Source organism: Roseibacillus persicicus (genome assembly GCF_014651675.1).
Taxonomy (GTDB): domain Bacteria; phylum Verrucomicrobiota; class Verrucomicrobiia; order Verrucomicrobiales; family Akkermansiaceae; genus Roseibacillus; species Roseibacillus persicicus.
In genome coordinates this window covers 52,748-70,300 of record NZ_BMXI01000011.1, presented here as the reverse complement: position 1 = coordinate 70,300, position 17,553 = coordinate 52,748, and the positions used below count along the sequence as shown (strand labels likewise).

At 56.6% G+C, this 17,553-nt stretch carries 14 protein-coding genes; 9 read left to right on the top strand and 5 right to left on the bottom strand.

The annotated features are described in order from the left end of the window. Nucleotides 1–15: 15 nt before the first annotated feature. Complete coding sequence (locus IE099_RS13275) at nt 16–1,383, bottom strand: aldehyde dehydrogenase family protein (RefSeq protein ID WP_189570630.1); 1,368 nt, start codon at nt 1,381–1,383, stop codon at nt 16–18. A 76-nt stretch (nt 1,384–1,459) separates the two neighbouring features. Between IE099_RS13275 and IE099_RS13270 the strand changes: the two genes are divergently transcribed. Genes IE099_RS13270 through IE099_RS13260 form a run of 3 tightly spaced genes read left to right on the top strand, consistent with a single transcriptional unit; the run spans nt 1,460 to nt 4,595 of the window. Continuing rightward, nucleotides 1,460–2,959: a phytoene desaturase family protein gene (locus IE099_RS13270; RefSeq protein ID WP_189570628.1), complete on the top strand. Its 1,500-nt coding sequence runs from the start codon at nt 1,460–1,462 to the stop codon at nt 2,957–2,959. 24 nt (nt 2,960–2,983) lie between these two features. Further along, on the top strand, nt 2,984–4,087 hold the full coding sequence (locus IE099_RS13265) for a glycosyltransferase (protein ID WP_189570625.1): 1,104 nt from the start codon (nt 2,984–2,986) through the stop codon (nt 4,085–4,087). After that, nucleotides 4,077–4,595, top strand: a complete 519-nt coding sequence (locus IE099_RS13260; RefSeq protein WP_189570623.1) for a glycosyl-4,4'-diaponeurosporenoate acyltransferase CrtO family protein — start codon at nt 4,077–4,079, stop codon at nt 4,593–4,595. The genes IE099_RS13265 and IE099_RS13260 overlap by 11 nt, the downstream gene beginning before the upstream one ends. On the opposite strand, the gene IE099_RS13255 is transcribed toward IE099_RS13260, so the two are convergent. The 3 genes from IE099_RS13255 to IE099_RS13245 form a co-directional block, all read right to left on the bottom strand. Further along, nucleotides 4,536–5,996: an NAD(P)H-hydrate dehydratase gene (locus IE099_RS13255; protein WP_189570621.1), complete on the bottom strand. Its 1,461-nt coding sequence runs from the start codon at nt 5,994–5,996 to the stop codon at nt 4,536–4,538. The genes IE099_RS13260 and IE099_RS13255 overlap by 60 nt on opposite strands. 127 nt (nt 5,997–6,123) lie before the next feature. Further along, complete coding sequence (locus IE099_RS13250) at nt 6,124–6,966, bottom strand: sigma-70 family RNA polymerase sigma factor (RefSeq protein ID WP_189570619.1); 843 nt, start codon at nt 6,964–6,966, stop codon at nt 6,124–6,126. Between the two features lie 403 nt (nt 6,967–7,369). Further along, nucleotides 7,370–8,812, bottom strand: coding sequence for an NfeD family protein (locus IE099_RS13245; RefSeq protein WP_189570617.1), 1,443 nt, complete (start codon nt 8,810–8,812; stop codon nt 7,370–7,372). A gap of 290 nt (nt 8,813–9,102) precedes the next feature. Here IE099_RS13245 and rho point away from each other — a divergent pair, with 290 nt between their 5' ends. From rho to IE099_RS13230, 3 genes are all read left to right on the top strand, one after another. Continuing rightward, nucleotides 9,103–10,938 (top strand): transcription termination factor Rho, encoded by a 1,836-nt coding sequence (gene rho / locus IE099_RS13240; RefSeq protein ID WP_229809518.1) that lies wholly within the window; start codon nt 9,103–9,105, stop codon nt 10,936–10,938. Nucleotides 10,939–11,070: 132 nt separating this feature from the next. Beyond that, the gene (locus IE099_RS13235; RefSeq protein WP_189570615.1) at nt 11,071–11,958 is read left to right on the top strand and encodes a helix-turn-helix domain-containing protein; all 888 of its coding nucleotides are present in this window, start codon (nt 11,071–11,073) and stop codon (nt 11,956–11,958) included. Nucleotides 11,959–12,144: 186 nt separating this feature from the next. Beyond that, the gene (locus IE099_RS13230; RefSeq protein WP_189570613.1) at nt 12,145–13,074 is read left to right on the top strand and encodes a DUF4437 domain-containing protein; all 930 of its coding nucleotides are present in this window, start codon (nt 12,145–12,147) and stop codon (nt 13,072–13,074) included. Nucleotides 13,075–13,083: 9 nt separating this feature from the next. Here the strand turns inward: IE099_RS13230 and IE099_RS13225 are convergent, their stop codons facing one another. Then, a complete protein-coding gene (locus IE099_RS13225) occupies nt 13,084–13,983 on the bottom strand; it encodes a LysR family transcriptional regulator (RefSeq protein WP_189570611.1) in 900 nt (299 codons plus the stop codon). Between the two features lie 122 nt (nt 13,984–14,105). On the opposite strand from IE099_RS13225, the gene IE099_RS13220 reads away from it, so the two are divergent. The 3 genes from IE099_RS13220 (at nt 14,106) to IE099_RS13210 (ending at nt 17,494) form a co-directional block, all read left to right on the top strand. After that, nucleotides 14,106–15,524 (top strand): glycosyltransferase family 4 protein, encoded by a 1,419-nt coding sequence (locus IE099_RS13220; RefSeq protein WP_189570609.1) that lies wholly within the window; start codon nt 14,106–14,108, stop codon nt 15,522–15,524. Between the two features lie 62 nt (nt 15,525–15,586). After that, nucleotides 15,587–16,876: an O-acetylhomoserine aminocarboxypropyltransferase/cysteine synthase family protein gene (locus IE099_RS13215; RefSeq protein WP_189570607.1), complete on the top strand. Its 1,290-nt coding sequence runs from the start codon at nt 15,587–15,589 to the stop codon at nt 16,874–16,876. A 96-nt stretch (nt 16,877–16,972) separates the two neighbouring features. Further along, a complete protein-coding gene (locus IE099_RS13210) occupies nt 16,973–17,494 on the top strand; it encodes a phage scaffolding protein (protein ID WP_189570605.1) in 522 nt (173 codons plus the stop codon). Nucleotides 17,495–17,553 lie beyond the last annotated feature (59 nt).

The following is a 17,553-nucleotide window of genomic DNA, read 5'->3' as shown; positions in this document are numbered from 1 at the left end:
AAAGAAGCTCGGCAGCTACTTCATCCACTTTCGCAATAGCTCCGTCTGCTTGGCGCGCGGAGGGAGGGATTCGAACGGGTCGTTGATAAAGTAACGCTTGGTATAGGTCCTTTCGTAACTAAACGCCCGCACACTGTCTTTCCCCCGATAGTGCCCATACCCGCTCTCCCCCTTTCCGCCAAAAGGAGCTTTTAGGTTCATCGCATGCTTCCCCACATCGTTGATACAAACTCCTCCCGATGAAACCCGTGTAGTCAAAAGCTCGACGAACTCCTCTTCTCGCGAAAAACAATAGAGCGCGAGCGGTTCGGGGCGTTTCGATAACTGCGCAAACAGCTCATCCTTGGTCTCGTAAGCGACGACGGGCAGGATGGGACCAAAGATTTCCTCCTCCATCACCTCATCATCCCAAGTGGTGCTGGCTGCGATTCTTGGGGCGAGATGGAGAGCGTCTTCATCATCCTCCCCTTTTCTCAAATCGCTTTCCCGGCAAAGATTTTTCAGTCGCTGATAGTGCTTCGAATTCACAATTGTCCCCATCTCCTGCTCCCAAGGATGCTCCTGCAAAACGGTCTGCAAGGCCTTCACCAATTCATCCTTCACTCCCGCTTCCACCGCGACAAAGTCCGGCGCGAAGCAAGTCTGGCCGGCATTGAATAGTTTCCCGATAAGGATTCGCTTGGCCGCCACCTCCAAGTCAGCCGATGCGTCGACCACACACGGGCACTTCCCTCCCAGTTCGAGAACATGAGGGGTGAGCTGACTGGCGGCCTTTTCCGCCACAATCTTTCCGACCCGCGTGCTCCCGGTGAAGAACAGGAAATCAAACCGGTGTTCCAAAAGAGAAGAGGTGAACTGCGCCCCCCCTTGAACCACCGTCACCCACTCGGGAGGAAAACAGTCCCCGAGCAGCTTTTCTAACAAGGCTGCCGAAGCGGGAGTCTCTTCGGAGGGCTTGAGGATGACCGTGTTGCCTGCCGCCACCGCCCCCAACAAGGGGGCTAGGGCCAGCTGCACGGGATAGTTCCAGGGAGAAATAATCAACACCCGCCCGTGGGGCTCCAAGCGAACCTCATTTCGACAGGGCCAGAAATAGAACGGACTGCTCACCCGACGGGGTCGCAGCCACCGCTTCAGGGACTTCCGCACCAAACGAACCTCTTGTAGCAAAAAGTAATATTCCGAGAGAAAGGCCTCCAAAGTGGGCTTGCCTAGGTCTTTCGCCAATGCTTCCAGGATCTCCTCCTGCCGCGCCTCCAGAGCCTTCTCGAAGCGTTCCAAAGCCTCCAAACGAGCCTCGAGGTCCCGTGTCTTCCCCGAATCGAAGAAGGTTTTTTGACTTTCCAGGAGTTGCTCGAGTCGGGCCGTGGGTGTTTCGTTCATCAGTCGGGAGGGGTTACCGCAAACTAAGGGCGGGCTATTCGTTGACAAGGGGTTATTCCAAGCAAACCATCACCCCATGCAAGCTTCTCGTGTGGCGGTCATTGGTGCCGGTCTTGGAGGAATGTCCGCCGCAATCTCCCTGCGGGCGGAAGGATATGAGGTGGAGGTCTTCGAGAAGAACCCGCAGATGGGTGGCAAGCTCAACGTGCTCGAGCAAGACGGCTTCACCTTCGACCTCGGCCCATCCATCTTCACCCTGCCCGCCATCTTCGAAGACCTCTTCAAGCGCGCGGGGAAAAAGATGGAGGATTACGTGCAACTCGACTCCGTGACTCCCCACTGGCGCAACTTTTTCGAAGACGGACTGGTCCTCGACCTCTTTGAGGAAAAGGACCTCATGCGGCGCGAACTCGACAAGCTTCCCGGTGACCCCGAACAGCATTGGAAGGAACTGCAGGGCTTTCTCGACTACGCCCGCGAGCAATACGAAGTACTCGACTCTGGCTACCTCAAGGAAGGACTCGACGGCCTTTGGGAGTTTCTTCGTCACTATGGGCTCGGGAAGATTGGAAGGGACATCGACTACCGCCCGACCATGTCCGAGGCCATCACGCAGCGCATCAGCGATCCCGCGATGCGAAGCATCTTCGAGTATTTCATCAAATACGTCGGCTCCTCCGCCCTCGCCGCCCCGGGCTATATGAACATGATGCCCATCATCCAGTTCGACTACGGTCTCTGGTATGTGCGGGGTGGAATGTATAAGTTGGCCGAAGGGCTCACCAAGTTGATGGAGGAAATGGGCATCAAGGTTCACCTGAGCGCCGATGTCACCGCCATCACCCGCGATGGCAAAGCCGTGAACGGAATCGCACTGGCCGATGGCAGCGCGCACCCCTTCGACATCGTGGTCAGCAATATGGAGGTCGTCCCGACCTATGAAAAGCTGTTGGGCGAGCCGCAGAAATTCATTCGCAAGCTCGACAAGTTCAAGCCCGCTTGCTCGGGACTCGTCATCCACCTCGGCACCGACCGAGTCTACCCCGAGCTCGCCCACCACAATTTCATTTTCTCGCAGAATCAGCATAAGCACTTCCGCACCGTCTTTGAAAAAGGCCAACTCCCTGACGACCCCACCCTCTACGTCGTGGCCCCAACCCGCACCGATCCAAGCAAAGCGCCGGCGGGTTGCGACAACATCAAGATCCTGCCCCACATCCCACCACTGAGTGACGACGGAAGCATCACCCACGATGACTACCTTGCTCTGCGCGAGCGGGTTTTGGACAAAATGGAACGAGTCTGCACCCCCGACCTCCGCAAGCACATCGTCACCGAGGACCTCTTAACTCCGGTCGATATCGAGCGCATGTATCGCTCTAACAAAGGCTCCATCTACGGGGTGGTGAGCGACTGGAAACTCAACCGCGGATTCAAGGCCCCGAAGACCAGCACCAAATACAAAAACCTCTACTTCTGCGGAGGGAGCATCAATCCCGGAGGCGGCATGCCCATGGTCGTGCTTTCCGGGCAAAAGGTAGCCGACCGCATCATCGCCCACCATTCCAGGGCCTAGCCGCGCGAGCCAGCCCCTTCCGCCATGCTCGCTGTCGCCCCCATCATCGCCCTTCTCCTCTGCCCTGCCCTCTGGCTCGTCTTGGGTCGCCCAAGATTTTTGAGCGAAAAAACTCCGCGCGAAAAGCCTGCTCGAATCTCGGTCATCATCCCGGCAAGGGACGAGGAAGACAATCTCCCCAAGCTACTGGATTCGCTGTTAGCGGGCAAAACCCAACCTCACGAAATCATCGTGGTCGATGATGGTTCCACCGACGCCACCGCCGCGATTGCGCGAGAACGAGGCGCAAAAGTGGTCGCGCCCGCCCCCCTGCCGGACGACTGGAAGGGAAAGCCCTGGGCCTGCCAAACTGGAGCCGAGGCCGCCACCGGAGACTGGTTGCTCTTCATGGATGCCGACACTTGGTTCGAACCCGGCGGATACGAATTCATTCCCCCACTGGCTCACGAAGACTGCGCCGTCTCGTCCATCTGTCCCTATCACCACATCCAAAGCCCCACGGAAGAACTCTCAGCCTTCTTCAATCTCATCATGGTGGCAGGTTCCAACGCCTTCGGCCTTCCGGCGTCTTCACGAAACAACTCCGCCCTCTTTGGACAGTGCCTTTTGATTTCGGCTGATAACTACAAACAAATCGACGGACACAAAAAAGTGCGGAACCAGATTCTGGAGAACTTTCACCTCGCTGAACACCTTCATCAGGTCGGCATTGCGCGGAACTGCTATCTGGGACGCGGCGTGATTGCCATGCGCATGTTCAGTGGAGGGCTCCCCAATCTCTGGCAGAGCTGGAAAAAGGGGTTCACCTCCGGAGCCAAGCAAGCCCATCCCCGGGCCCTCGTGCTCATCTCGCTGTGGCTCACCGCAGGAATGACCATTCTCGTCAGCCTGCTGGTGGCCGTCTTCACCCCGAGCGCAAGCCCTCTCTTTCTCGGTCTCACCGCCGCCGCCTATTCAATCTTCGCCCTGCAGTGTGGCTGGGCATTCCGGCAGGTGGGGCGCTTTTCTCCGCTGAACGCTTTCTTCTTTCCGGTCGGACTCATCTTCTATCAGGCACTCTTCTTCACCGCACTGTGGGAGAAGAAACGTGGCACCCAAACCAATTGGAAAGGACGCGATGTTAGTTGAGCTTCCGCCCCTTTGGATTGCCCTTCTCAATATCATCGGCATCCCCTGCACCCATCTCTTGTTAGCCTGGTGGTCCACGGCTCTGCCTTCGTCACTTTTCAGCCCCAACTCCTTTCTCTATCGAACCAGAGCTTGGGAACGCGGGGGAAGCCTCTACGAGAAAGTTTTCCAGGTTCGCTTGTGGAAAGACCGCCTCCCCGACGGAGCCAGTTGGTTCGCGGGATTTGCGAAAGGAAGCCTCAAGTCCCGCGACCCCGACTACCTCCGGCAGTTTCAAGTGGAAACCTGTCGGGGTGAATTTTCACATTGGGTCCAGACGATTGTTATTTCGCTTTTCGTAATCTGGAACCCCTTCCCCGCCAATCTCATCATCATCGGCTACGCCCTCCTTGCCAACCTCCCCTGCATCATCTCGCAAAGACACACTCGGGCCCGGTTGGGAAAATTGCTAATCGTTCTCGAGGCAAAGACGACTGCGAATGCGAGCCGACCGAAAGGCCTTTCCTAAATATTCGCTGATTCTTGTCGGCGTCAGGGATTGTTCACTTTCTCCCTCGCTCAAAGCAATCTCGGCCGCGCGACCACAAGCCCACGCTCCTACTCGCCCAGCCTCCAACGGCGAGAGACCTCCCGCTAACAGAGCTCCCAACACCCCCGACAAAGTGTCCCCCTGCCCCCCTGTTGCCATCGCGGGATGCCCGGTGGTGTTGTAGTGCAGCTTCGCCCCCGGTTCGGTTACGACCGTGCGGGAGCCCTTGAATAAAACCGTCGATCCACTCTGCTCCGCAAGTGCCCTCACTCTTTCCGCCCGCGTGCCGTGACTGGAATTCAGCCGCGCCATTTCCCCCGGGTGGGGAGTCAGCAGAACGCCCTTTCCCAAGCAATCAAAGCGCCCAGCCGCCGCAATCAAATTGAGCCCATCGGCATCAAGAACCACCGGGCATTTTCGTTCTGTTAGAACTTTGAAAAGCATTTCCCTCGAACTCTTGCTCGTTCCCAGCCCCGGTCCAATGACGATGGCATCTCCCCCAATCGTCGACCAGTCTTCCGGAAGAGTTTTCAGCATCACCTCAGGATCGAGCAAAGGCTGCAGTATCGGAGCCGCCTCACTTTTCGCATAAAGAGTCACCATCCCAGCCCCTCCCCGCAAGGCGCCCTGCGCACAAAGTACCGCCGCCCCCCACATTCCGGGAGAACCAGCCACAATGCTCACCCGTCCAGCCTGTCCCTTGTGATAGCCAAAGGCCCGCGGCGGCAAGAGCTCATTCACCGACTGCCCGGTCGTTAGCGAATCCGTTTTCTTAGGCAGCGGAAGCTCTTCGACCGGAATGAGACTGAGCCGACCTACAAACGGAGTCGCGGTGTCTGCAACCAGTCCCCGCTTCGGAACCCCTACCGTGAACGTTTGGTCGGCAATCACATGCCCTCCGCTACCAACATCCGCATTCAATCCAGATGGAAGGTCCATTGCGATCGTTTCAGCTCCATGGGACGCTCGCAACGAATTCATCTCGTCCGCCAATTCACCCAGGGGAGAGCGCAATTTTCCCGAAGCTCCAATGCCCACCAATCCATCCAACAGCAGGAGAGGTCCCGGGCGCAGGACTGGCTCCGGCTGCTCCTTCAATTCCGACAATTTCCGCTGACTCAACTCCGCCATCTCTGCCGCAGGGTAGCCTTGTCGAATTCGAACCGTCCACCCCGCCCCTTGCAAATGCCGGGCTACGACTAAAGCGTCTCCTGCATTGTGCCCTTTTCCCAGAAACACCATCACGGTCCCGGGCTGCAAAACGTCCTCGAGAATCAAGCGGGCCATTCGAAGGCCAACCTTTTCCATCAACTGTTCCGGAGTTGCTCCAGCAGCAAAAGCCTTCTCCTCCAGAGCTTGCATTTCATGACATTTCAGCATTGCCCACACTTAGCAAAGAGAACGCCAAACCACAATTGCGGCAGTTTTTCTTCTGATTATTGAAAACAAAAAAAGAGCGGTCAGAAGACCGCCCTTTTTAGGTAAATAATATCGTTAGCTCGAAGCCTTAGACCGCTTTCGGAAGCGGAGCTTCCTTTTTGCTGAGAGCCCGGCGCATCTTGTTGAGCGCGACGTTCTGCAGCTGGCGAATGCGCTCGCGGGTCACCCCGAACTCACGTCCCACTTCTTCCAAAGTCATGGGGGTGCGACCATTGAGACCAAAGCGGGCATCGATGATCTTCGACTCGCGCTCATCGAGGACCTCCAGCAGGTCATCCAAGTGACCATGCATGTTCTTGTCTGCGAGAGCATCGAAAGGATTTACCGCACGCTCGTCGCCGATGACTTCACTATAGCTGCCGCGCTCTTCGTCACCAAACGGTTCGTCAAGAGAGGTCGGACGCTGGGAAGCGCGCTTGAGGGCGGCTAGCTTCTGGCGAGGCAAGCCCAACTCTTCGCCCAACTCTTCGTCAGTCGGTTCGCGGCCCAGAGACTCACCCAACATGGACGAGATGCGACGCATGCGGGCAATCTTATCAACCATGTGGACAGGGAGACGGATCGTCTTCGACTGGTTGGCCAAAGCACGCTTGATTGACTGCTTAATCCACCACGATCCGTAGGTGCTCAATTTTCCGCCCTTGTTCGGGTCGAAGCGCTCCACGGCTTTCATAAGGCCGATGTTGCCCTCGGAAATGAGGTCGGAAAGTGGCAAGCCGTAGCCGGAATAATCCTGGGCGATCTTGACCACCAATCGAAGGTTGGCCTTGATCATGTGGGTCCGGGCTGCTTTGTCACCCTTCTTGATGCGCTCAGCCAATTCGACCTCCTCTTCGGGGGTTAGCAAAGGCGTTTTCGAAATCTCGCGCATGTAAACTCGCAAGCTGCTATCTGAATCGTAGTTGGACATGTGATCTATGGTTCTGCGAGAAAAGTCATCGTTCATATGGGGTAAGACTCGCTGCCTCACACTTTATTCCACTGTACTTTGACATTTCAGTTTTTGTGTTGCCGTTATCTTTGCAAATTCTATTCCATCCGCAAGTTTGGAATTAGAATTATTCTAATTACTGACAAAACCAACGGTTCTATCACGATTTCAGGACTATTTTTCAAAGTTTGTTGAAAATACCTTGAAAAAAAATGAGACAATCTGGCTCACCATGTCTCAAATCGCACGGTCAAAACGCCCCGATTTTGCAAAATGCAATCTATAGTTTGAGGCGGAATCTCAACCTAACCTTAAAAAAATTTCCCTATAGACGCGTTTTGTCTTCGGGAAACCAGACAAACTGGAAAAAGCTCCCCTTAGCCTAAGCGACTGGGTCGATTTCTTTGACCACAATCCGCATCCCATTTTCGCTAATAATGCGAAGCGGGGCTCCGGCAGCGACAAAATGATTCTCAGCAGTGACATCGAGCGTCTTCTCTTGGAATACAGCCTTTCCGGACGGGCGCAGGTCAGTACTAGCAACTCCGGTCCAGCCGACGCGCGATTCGGCACCTCTTTCGTCAGCGAGTTTTCCCGTGCCCCCTTCGACCGCGGCGGGCAAGAGGTAGCGATTCAAGAAGCCCACATTGGGAAGGAAGCGCATCAAAAGCGCAAAGAGAACGATTGAGCCCAATAGGCCGATCGCCAGAGCGGTTGACGGGCCGGAAATCGCTTTCCAGAGCCCGATATCGCCATCACCCCAATCCTGCCAGGAAAAGCGATCCACCATGGAAAACAAAAGAGACCCCAAGACCATGGCCACCCCCGTAAGCCCTAGAACGAAGGTTCCCGGGAATAAGAAGATATCAAGTAGAATAAAGATGATCCCCACTACAAAAATGGCCGCAGTCTCATACCCTGCAAGATTTCCCGCCACATAGTTCCCAAAGAAGAAGGTCGAGAATGCGACGATGGCAATAATCGCTCCGACCCCAAAGCCCGGCGTTTTCATCTCCAGGTAACCAGCACCCAGCCCAATTAGAATCAACACCGCACCGACCGTCCCAATCCAATAGGCGAATTTCTCGAAACCAGTCATTGCGGCAACCACCACTTCCGCTCCCTCCATCCCTTCCTGAATTAGAAGGTCTTCCACTGAGGTCGCGATGCCTTTGGCCAAAAGAGGCTTCCCTTCGAAAACGGTGGTAGCCTGAGCCGCCGTCAGGTTGAGCAATTCCCCTTTCCCAACCTTCACATCGCCAAACTCGCTTTCCTTGTCGACAATCATCATGGCCTCCACGACCTCGAAATTGTGCCCCTTGGTCTCCGCAACATTTCGAACCACCGATTTGAGCTTACCTTCAATCTTGGCCCGCATGGTGGCCTCAATCTCTTCCCCCGTTCCACTCACCACTGCGGCAGAACCAATGGTGGAAAGGGGCGCCATATAGATCGTATCGGTCGCAACTGCAATGAAGGCTCCCGCAGAACTCGCCTCAATATTAACAAAAGCATAGGATGGAACCTTGAGGGATGACATATCTTTCATCATCAGGTCCGTGGTCTCGTGAGCCAGGCCTCCCGGGGTATTCAGCTCGAAAATCACCGCCTTCGCCTTTTCCTCGTTCACTCGCTCCAAGGTTCGGCGAAAGAACTTAAAGGCCTGCCTATTGATTAGATCGCTTTCCCCCACCTTAATTACGACCACCTTGCCCTCGTAACTTTCTTCTTCAGACTTCCCCAGCGCATTGGGGGAAGGCTTGTCAGCAGCGGCTGCGGTTAGAGTCGTGACAAGGCTCAAGAGGAGCACAAGAAGGAGTTTCATGCTGGGAAGCTACACCTGAACCTCAAGATTTTCATGTCAAAAGACAGACACGAAAAAGGATTCGACAGCGGGGCGGATATTGGGCAACCTTCGTCTGTCCGAGGGATTCGACATCTCGTTTTTGTCGCTCCCGTCTGTTCAGCAACCGTCCAATCGTCCGCATCTTCGCTCGACGCTTCTGGTTCTCCGCTCGAACTCCACTGGACCTCATCTCCCTTTCTCGTTTTCATGAACGCACCCTGCGGCTTTGGCCTGCACTCCCCCTACCCTCACAACAAAAGCTTGGCCTCATGGCTGCAAGCTCGCTGATTGCCGTCCGCAACTCACGCTACACCACTTTCAACAACAGACTTATGGCCGACGAACCCCGCGACCTCATCCAGACCGAATTCGATACAAACGAAGGCGAGTCCTCCCCAGCTCCCGCCAAAGCCCCCGCCCGAAAAAAGGCGGTTAAAAAAGCGACTAAAGCCACCCAAAAGGTCGCAAAGAAGGCAGCCAAGAAAGCTACAAAGAAGGCTGCTAAAAAGGCCTCGGCCAAGAAGGCGGCAACAAGAGCTAAAAAATCCGCCCCAACACAAGAAGAGCCAGCCGAGAAGTCGCCAAAAACCTCTAAAAAGGAAGAGTCTCGCGAGGAAGCTCCGAAAAAAATCGAGATTCAGAACGAAAAGTCTTCCGCTAAAAAATCCCAGCCCATCGCCCGCCCTGCGGCTAAAAAGGCAGCCAAGAAGGCCACCCGCAAAGTTCTCGCCGTTCCCGAGGGGATGAAACCTCCCAAGGAAAAGGAAGAACCCGTGGTTGAGAAAACCATCGAGGTCAAGGAGGACGATATCCCTCGCCGGAATGGCCGCCCCATGGGTCGCGTGAAAGGCGGACCAGTGGGAAAGGCTGCTCAGCAAGATGACTCCAACGGTGACCGCAAGGAACGGGGAGACCGCCGAAATCCCAAGAACCGCGATCGTACCGACAGTGAAGGCAAAGGCAAGGGCTCCAAGATGATTGGCGACCCTTACGAAGTGACCGGCCTCTTGGAGACCACTCCCAAAGGCTTCGGTTTCCTGCGCGAATCCAAAGGAAACTACGAACAATCGAAGAGTGACGTCTTCGTTCCACCGGATCTTGTTCAACAACTCGCCCTTCGCGAAGGCCAATTTCTAAGCGGCAAGGCCCAGCAAGGTCCCCGGGGCCCCCAGATGGTCAGCATCGACATGATCAACGGGTATTCCCCGGAAGATGCGAAATCTTTCCCGCATTTCGACGAGTTGAAGGCCATTTTCCCAACCAAGCGAATCGGGTTGGAGACCACTCCTGAACGTTTCACCACGCGGGTCCTTGATATTCTCGCTCCTGTCGGACGCGGTCAACGGGGTCTCATCGTATCCCCTCCTCGGGCGGGAAAAACCACCCTTCTCCTCCACATCGCCGAGGCCGTGCAGGAACTCCACTCGGAGACCATGCATTTGATGGTCTGTCTCGTGGATGAGCGCCCCGAGGAAGTGACCGAATTCCGACGTCAATTACCCGACGCCGAAATCTACGCCTCCTCCAATGATGAACCCGCCCGCAATCACTGCCGTCTGGCCGAACTCTGCATCGAGCGCGCGAAGCGCCTGGTGGAAGCCGGACAACACGTCTTTCTTGTGATGGACTCCATCACCCGCCTTGCCCGCGCCTACAACAACACGATGGGTGGCAGCAAAAAAGGCCGCGGGCGTGGCATTCAATCTGGTGGCATCATGGCCGGTGCTCTGGAAGAACCGCGCCGCCTTTTCGCCGCAGCCCGGAACACGAAGGAAGCTGGCTCGCTCACGATTCTCGGAACCGCTTTGGTGCAGACCAATTCAAAGGCCGACGAAGCCATTTTTATGGAATTCAAAGGCACCGGCAACATGGAGCTCGTCCTGGATCGCCGAATCGCCGAGCACTTTGTCTATCCCGCAGTCGACCTTTTCAAGTCCGGCACCCGCCGCGAAGAGCTTCTCTTGCCCGAGCACACTTTACATAAGATCAATCTCATCCGCCGGGGCCTTGCTGGCCACCGACAGATTGAGGCCATGGAGCGGCTACTTTTCTTCCTGAAAAAATTCCCCAACAACGCCCAAATGTTGATGGAGATTAAAGGCTAGCCCCGAATTTGAGCCTACTCGGAAACGAGTCGCGCTCTCTGAGGCAACGACCCGTTTGGGATCCCGCGATTCCAGATTATCGCGTGCCTTTGGTTGGGAATTCCGGCACACTGGACCGGTTCCCTCGCCACCGTGTCCAACTACAACATTCCTGAATACGCCAATCCACAGCGCGGGCTCACCACTCGCGATGACGGACACTTCTTCTATGGCGACTTTTCGGAAGGATTCGATTTTCCCAAGCACAAGGTCCGGCCGCACCGGCACCCCTACTTCGAAATTTTCTACTTTCCAGCCGCCCAAGGTCAGTATCTGGCGGATTTCATCACTTACGACCTCGAGGGAGCCTGCCTCGTGGTGGTCTCCCCCGGGCAAATTCACGGTTGGCCCCATGGGCACTTGCTCAAGGGTCACATGCTGGCCTTCGATGAGACTTTTCTTGCCGATCACGGTCAGCATGAGGACCTCCTGATTCGCCCCCCGCTGTTCTACGAGCCCAACTCGAGCAGCGTTCTCCCGCTGCCGGAGAACTCGCTCATCCCCTCGCGCATCCAGTGTATTGCCAGCGAGTATGGCTCGGATTCCTGCGACACCCTGACCGCTCTTCGCTCCTTGCTCAGCCTCCTCATTATCGAGGCTCACCGTGTCAATCCCCATCAGGCACCCACCACCAGTCCCGCTTCCACCCGAATCTATCAGCAGTTCCTCAAGCTCTTGGGTCGCGACATCTCGGAGAAGCATCTGCCTGGTGACTATGCTGCCGCCCTCGGGGTCAGCACCGACTACCTCAGCCAATGCGTGCGCCAGAATTGCGGCCACGGCGCGGGAACACTGGTGCGGAGAAGAACCACTCTGGAGGCCAAGCGCCTGCTCGCCCACTCCAGCCTCACCATCGCAGAGATTGCCTACCAACTGAACTTCAAGGACCCTTCCTACTTCAGCCGCTTTTTCAAAAATCAGGTCGGCTGCTTACCAAATGCCTTTCGCAGTCAAGCCGAAGGTGCTTCCAGTGCAAGCTAGCCCCGCGCATCTCGGAAAAACACCATTTTAAGAAGCCTGTTCACCAGCCGGGCCGTTAGCGCGCTACCCCATGGTCGTCTAGCTTGCTTCTGTCCATGGAGCCCGCGCCTTTCTCTTCGGAAAGGTTGTTTCCGCCAGGCGCCAGTCCTTCTTAGAACCGAACAAATCACCAGCCCTCCCAACAACATGAAAACCAAACTCCAAGCACCCAAGCTTCAGAAAGCACTCACCACCGGTTTACCGCTCGCGGTTCTCGGTCTGGTGACAGTCAGTAGCAGCGACCTATTGTTCGGCGCGGAGGAAGAAAGCAAAAGCAAAGCCCCCACTCCGACCCAGAATGAGATCGTCCTTTCCAACGAAGTGGAGTGGACCCCGCTCAATCCTGCCCGCGGCGACAAGGGCCCCCAAGCGGGCACTCTCTGGGGCGACCGGGCGGCCAATGAACAAACGGGATTTCTCATCAAGTTCGCCGATGGCTTTTCCTCCCCGCCCCATATTCACAACATCACCTACCGGGGCGTAGTGATGTCGGGAGAAGTCCACAACGACGACCCCGCCGCAGAGAAGATGTGGCTGCCAGCAGGCTCCTACTGGACCCAACCCGCTGGCGAGGTTCACATCACCGCGGCCCAAGGGGAAAACAACATGGCCTTTCTGGAAATCGAAGAAGGCCCCTACCTGGTTCTCCCCAGCGAGCAGGCCAACGACAACGGCGAGCGCCCCGTCAATATGCATGAGAAAAACATCGTCTGGCTCAACGCCGCCGACAGCTCATGGCTCGACATTCCCGACAGTCTGAATCCGGAAGATGGACCGCAAATCACTTACACTTGGGGCAGCCCCAAGAAGGGTCAAATCAGCGGAGCTCTCGTGAAGCTTCCGGCGGGCTTCACTGGAACAATCCAGAATAGCGGCACGGTCTTTCGCGCGGTCGTCATCCAGGGAGCCCCCGATCTGCAGCTAGCGGATTCTGCTGAATCCGTAACCTTGCTCACCGGCAGCTACTTTGCTTCAGCGAAGGGTGCCACCCACCAAGTGACGGGCGAGAGCGAGAAAGAAACTCTGCTCTATATTCGAAGCAACGGTAGCTTCAAAGTGACTCAGAACGAGAACTAGGCGCTGGACCTAAGCCAAGGCTCCCAGCTGCGCGGCCCGCACTTTGGCTCGTTCGAGAAAGGTCGCCGCGATGGGCTTGAGTTGACCTTGCCAGAGCGCGCCCACCACCATGGGCTGAAAGTCGGGGAGGCTCATGGAGCGGACGCCCTTGGGCAGCTTGTCACCGGGAACCGCCACGCCCACCCCGGCTCCAAATCCGCGCCCGACGTAGTCAATGACGGTGTCAAGCGAACTGACCTCCACGGTGACGGGCCAGTCCACATTGCGCGAGTCGAACTCCTCCTGCATCATCTTGCTGAGCAGTTCGTGGGGCGGCAATCCAATGAGCGGCAGCTTGCCGATTTTCCCCTTTTTCCAATCATCATCCTCTAACAGCTCCTCGAATTTCTTTCCCTTCTCACTAGTCGGGAGGTGAAAGGCGAGGGGCAGCTTGAGAAGCTCCGCATAGCGCAATCCTTCTGCCAGGCGTCCATGCAAAACGGTCACCGCAATATCGACCTTTTGATTGGTCAGGAGATTGTGCACATCGGTTGGTTCGGACTCTAACAAGGTCAACTTCATACCCGGCATTTCCGCCCGCAACTCGCCTAACAGGTCAGGCAAATGATTGCGCAATACGGAAGCAGAAGCGGCAATGCGCAGGTGACGGCTCTGCTCCCCTTTCAACTGCTCTTCCACTTCATCAAGGCGGGAGAAGAACGGATAGGCAAAGTCATAGAGTCGCTCCCCCTCGGGCGTGAGGGCGAAAGGACGGCGGTTGAAGAGCTTCACCCCCAGCTCCTTTTCCAACTGTAGAATCTGTCCACTCACGGCAGGCTGCTGAATCCCGTAGGGCATCTTGCGCACGGCGGCGGTGATGCCTTCATACTTGGCAACGTAGAAGAAAAGCTCCAGATGATGAACATTCATCCATCGATTCAATCAATAATAGCCCCCTCGGGAAAGCCCAGAGAAAGGCACCCTGCTCCAATTGACTCCGGGCGCGCTCGGAGATTGCAACCCCATGCAAACTCGCTAAGGATAGCCCTCGCTTGAAAGTCGCACTCATCCACTATCATCTTCGAACAGGAGGAGTGACCCGGGTGATCAGCAATCAGTCGGCCGCACTCACCGCCCTGGGAATCGACCACCTCATTCTGTCGGCCGGGCCTGCGCCCGCCAATGTTCCCCATCGCCGGATTGAGGAACTGGACTACCAAATCTCGCCGGACCGAATTTCTAACAGCCTCTTCCACCTCCTTTTGGCCGCTTGTGAAAGGCACTTCGGCGGCCCACCCGACTTGTGGCATCTCCACAATCCGACCTTGGGAAAAAGCACTCACTTTCCCGCCCTCGTAAAGGACCTCGCCGAGAGCCAGACTCCCTTGATTCTCCAGCCCCACGACTTCGCCGAGGACAACCGGCCCTCCAACTATCCCAGGCTCACCGGCGATGATCTCTATCCCGTGGCACCGCAGATCCACTACGCCTTCATCAACAGTCGTGATCAAGGACTGCTCGAGAATGCGGGCCTGCCACCGACCAACAGTCACCTTCTCCCCAACGCGGTTGTTGGAGAGGGGTTGCCGAAGGATAGCGCGAATTCCCCCTCCGAGAACCTGGTCCTTTACCCCGTCCGAGGCATACGGCGGAAGAACTTGGGCGAGGTCGTTCTCCTCGCGGCCTTGGCTCCGGCGGGCACCCGTTTCGCGGTCTCGCTCGCGCCCGAGAATGAGGTTTGGCAAGATGTGCACGACCACTGGGAGCAGTTTTCCCAACAGAGAAATCTGCCAGTGGACTTCAACGTCACCGACCGTATTCCTCCTGTCGAGGGCGCGGGAGCGGACTACCAGACTTGGCTCGAGCATGCCTCACATCTGCTCACCACTTCCGTGGCGGAGGGCTTTGGTCTCGCGTTCTTGGAGCCGATTCTCAAAGGAAAGCCTCTTTTGGGTCGAGACCTCCCCGAGATCACCGACGACTTTCATCAGGAAGGAATTCAACCCGGCCGCCTCTATCAGAACATCCCCATCCCGCTCTCCGCCCTCGACCTCCCCACGCTGCGGAGACTGCTGCGAGAACGTCTGTTAGAGAGCTATCAGCAATATGGGCAAAGCTTCCACGATGACCAATTGGAGGAGGCTTGGCAGACTCTCACGGAGGGAGACTCGGTCGATTTCGGTAAACTTCCCGAGCCCTTTCAAGAAGAGATCATTCAGCAAGCCCTCGCCGGAAAGGCAGACTACCTCGACGACTTGCGCATCTGGCTGATGGAGACTCTCGCCGAGACCGAGCCCACCGCCCGACCCGAGCAATTGGGCAGCTATTCCTTGCAAAGGTCGCAAGCGGACCTTGAGGCACTCTATCAAACGGCGAGCTCAGCTCCCGCAGGACCGCCTTCGTGGTTGAACAAAGAGGAAGTCTTGAAACAATATCTCTCCCCCACCCGTTTTCACTTTTTGCGAAGTTAAGAACATTTCGACGCAAAAACTTCGTGCCCTTCGCGGGCTAAACGATTGAAATCCCAAAACCTATGAAACTCGATACCATTTGTCTTCACGGCGGACATACCCCTGATTCCGACACCCGCTCCCGCGCGGTGCCAGTCTATCGCACCTCGGCCTTCACCTTCGACTCCACCGAGCACGCGGCCAATCTCTTTGCCCTGCGCGAACTGGGCAACATCTACACCCGTCTGATGAACCCCACCAACGACGTGTTGGAGAAAAGGGTCTGTCTGTTAGAAGGCGCTCCCGAGATGGGGGGCCTGGCGCACGCCTCGGGCACGGCCGCCATTTTCAACACCATCATCAACCTCGCGGAGGCCGGTGACAACATCGTCTCCGCCCGCAATCTCTACGGCGGCAGCTACACCCAGTTCAAAGACATCCTGCCCAAGCTCGGCATCGAAGTGCGCCTGGTGGACTCTAACAACCCGGAAAACTTCAAGGCCGCAGCGGACGAGAAGACCCGCGCCTTTTTCACCGAAACCGTTTCCAACCCCGCACTGGAGGTCGCCGACATGCAGGCCATCGCAGACGCGGCTCACTCCGAGGGCGTGCCCCTCATCGTCGACAGCACCTTCACCACCCCCGCCTTGATGCGCCCGCTCGAACACGGTGCGGACATCGTGATCCACTCCCTCACCAAATGGATGGGCGGACATGGCACCGGAATCGGAGGCATCGTGGTCGACTCCGGGAAGTTCAACTGGGCTGCCGGCAAGCACCCGCTTTACGACAATCCCGACACCTCCTACCACGGCCTTCGATGGGGTCACGACCTGCCGGAGCCTTTGCTTCCCCTCGCCTTCATCCTGCGCATGCGCACCGTGCCGATGCGAAATCTCGGCGCTTGCCTCTCGCCCGACAACGCTTGGATGTTCCTGCAGGGAATCGAGACTCTCCCCCTACGCATGGAACGCCATTGCGAGAATGCAAACGCCGTTGCCAAGCACCTCGCCTCCCACGACCTCGTCGACTGGGTGCGCTTCCCGGGCTTGGAAGGCGACTCGCAGTTTGCCAAAAACGAGAAGTATCTCGACGGCAAGGGTGGCCCGATGGTGGTCTTCGGAATCAAAGGCGGCGCCGAAGCCGGCAAGAAATTCATCGAAGCGCTCGAGCTGCACTCGCACGTGGCGAACGTCGGTGATGCCAAGTCGCTGGCCATTCACCCCGCCACCACCACCCACAGCCAGCTCAGCGCCGAGCAACAACTCGAGGGTGGCATCGCCCCCGAACTCATTCGCTTGAGCGTCGGCATCGAGCATATCGACGACATCCTCGCCGATATCGATCAGGCTCTGACCAAGGCGACGGCCTAAGCTGAGACCTCTTTCGAAAGGCCCGGAATCTCATGATTCCGGGCCTTTTTTGTGGCTTGGTTGGAATAGAATGCGCCTTAGAATGCTCCCACTCTAATGGACACTTCGCGATTCACTTTTCTCTTGCTCCTTTGGGCGCTGGCCTCTTCCTGCGCCTTCGCCGCCGAGCCCTTACCAGCCATCCCGAAATCCGACCGTATTCTGAATCTGGAGGAGGTGCGCAACTTTTGGATCAACTCCCTCAAGAACAAGTCCATTCCCAAAAAGCCCACCAACCTGCATCCCGAGCGCAGGGCGAAGTGGGAAAAGGCTCTCAAACAACGGGACAACCAAATCCAGAGCATCCGGGACGGCCATTACGATACCGCCGCGCTGAAAGCCCAGTTAACTCACAATTTGGCGGCCTACCTGGCCAAAAAAGATGAGAAGAGCGCGACCATCACTCGCTCGCAATTGAACGAATTGAACCTACATCTCGAAAAACTGAAGACCCTCCGCTTGCAACAGGAAGCAGCCCGCAAGGCCATCGCCACCGCGGAAGAAGTCGAGACTCTACGAGCCAAAGTCTCCAGCCTGGAGTCCGAAATCTCGCAGCTCTCCAGCTCCTGCCAGCATTAGAGGGTCTTATTTCTAAACAAAAAAAACCGAAGTCCCGGGCCTATCCCAGAACTTCGGTG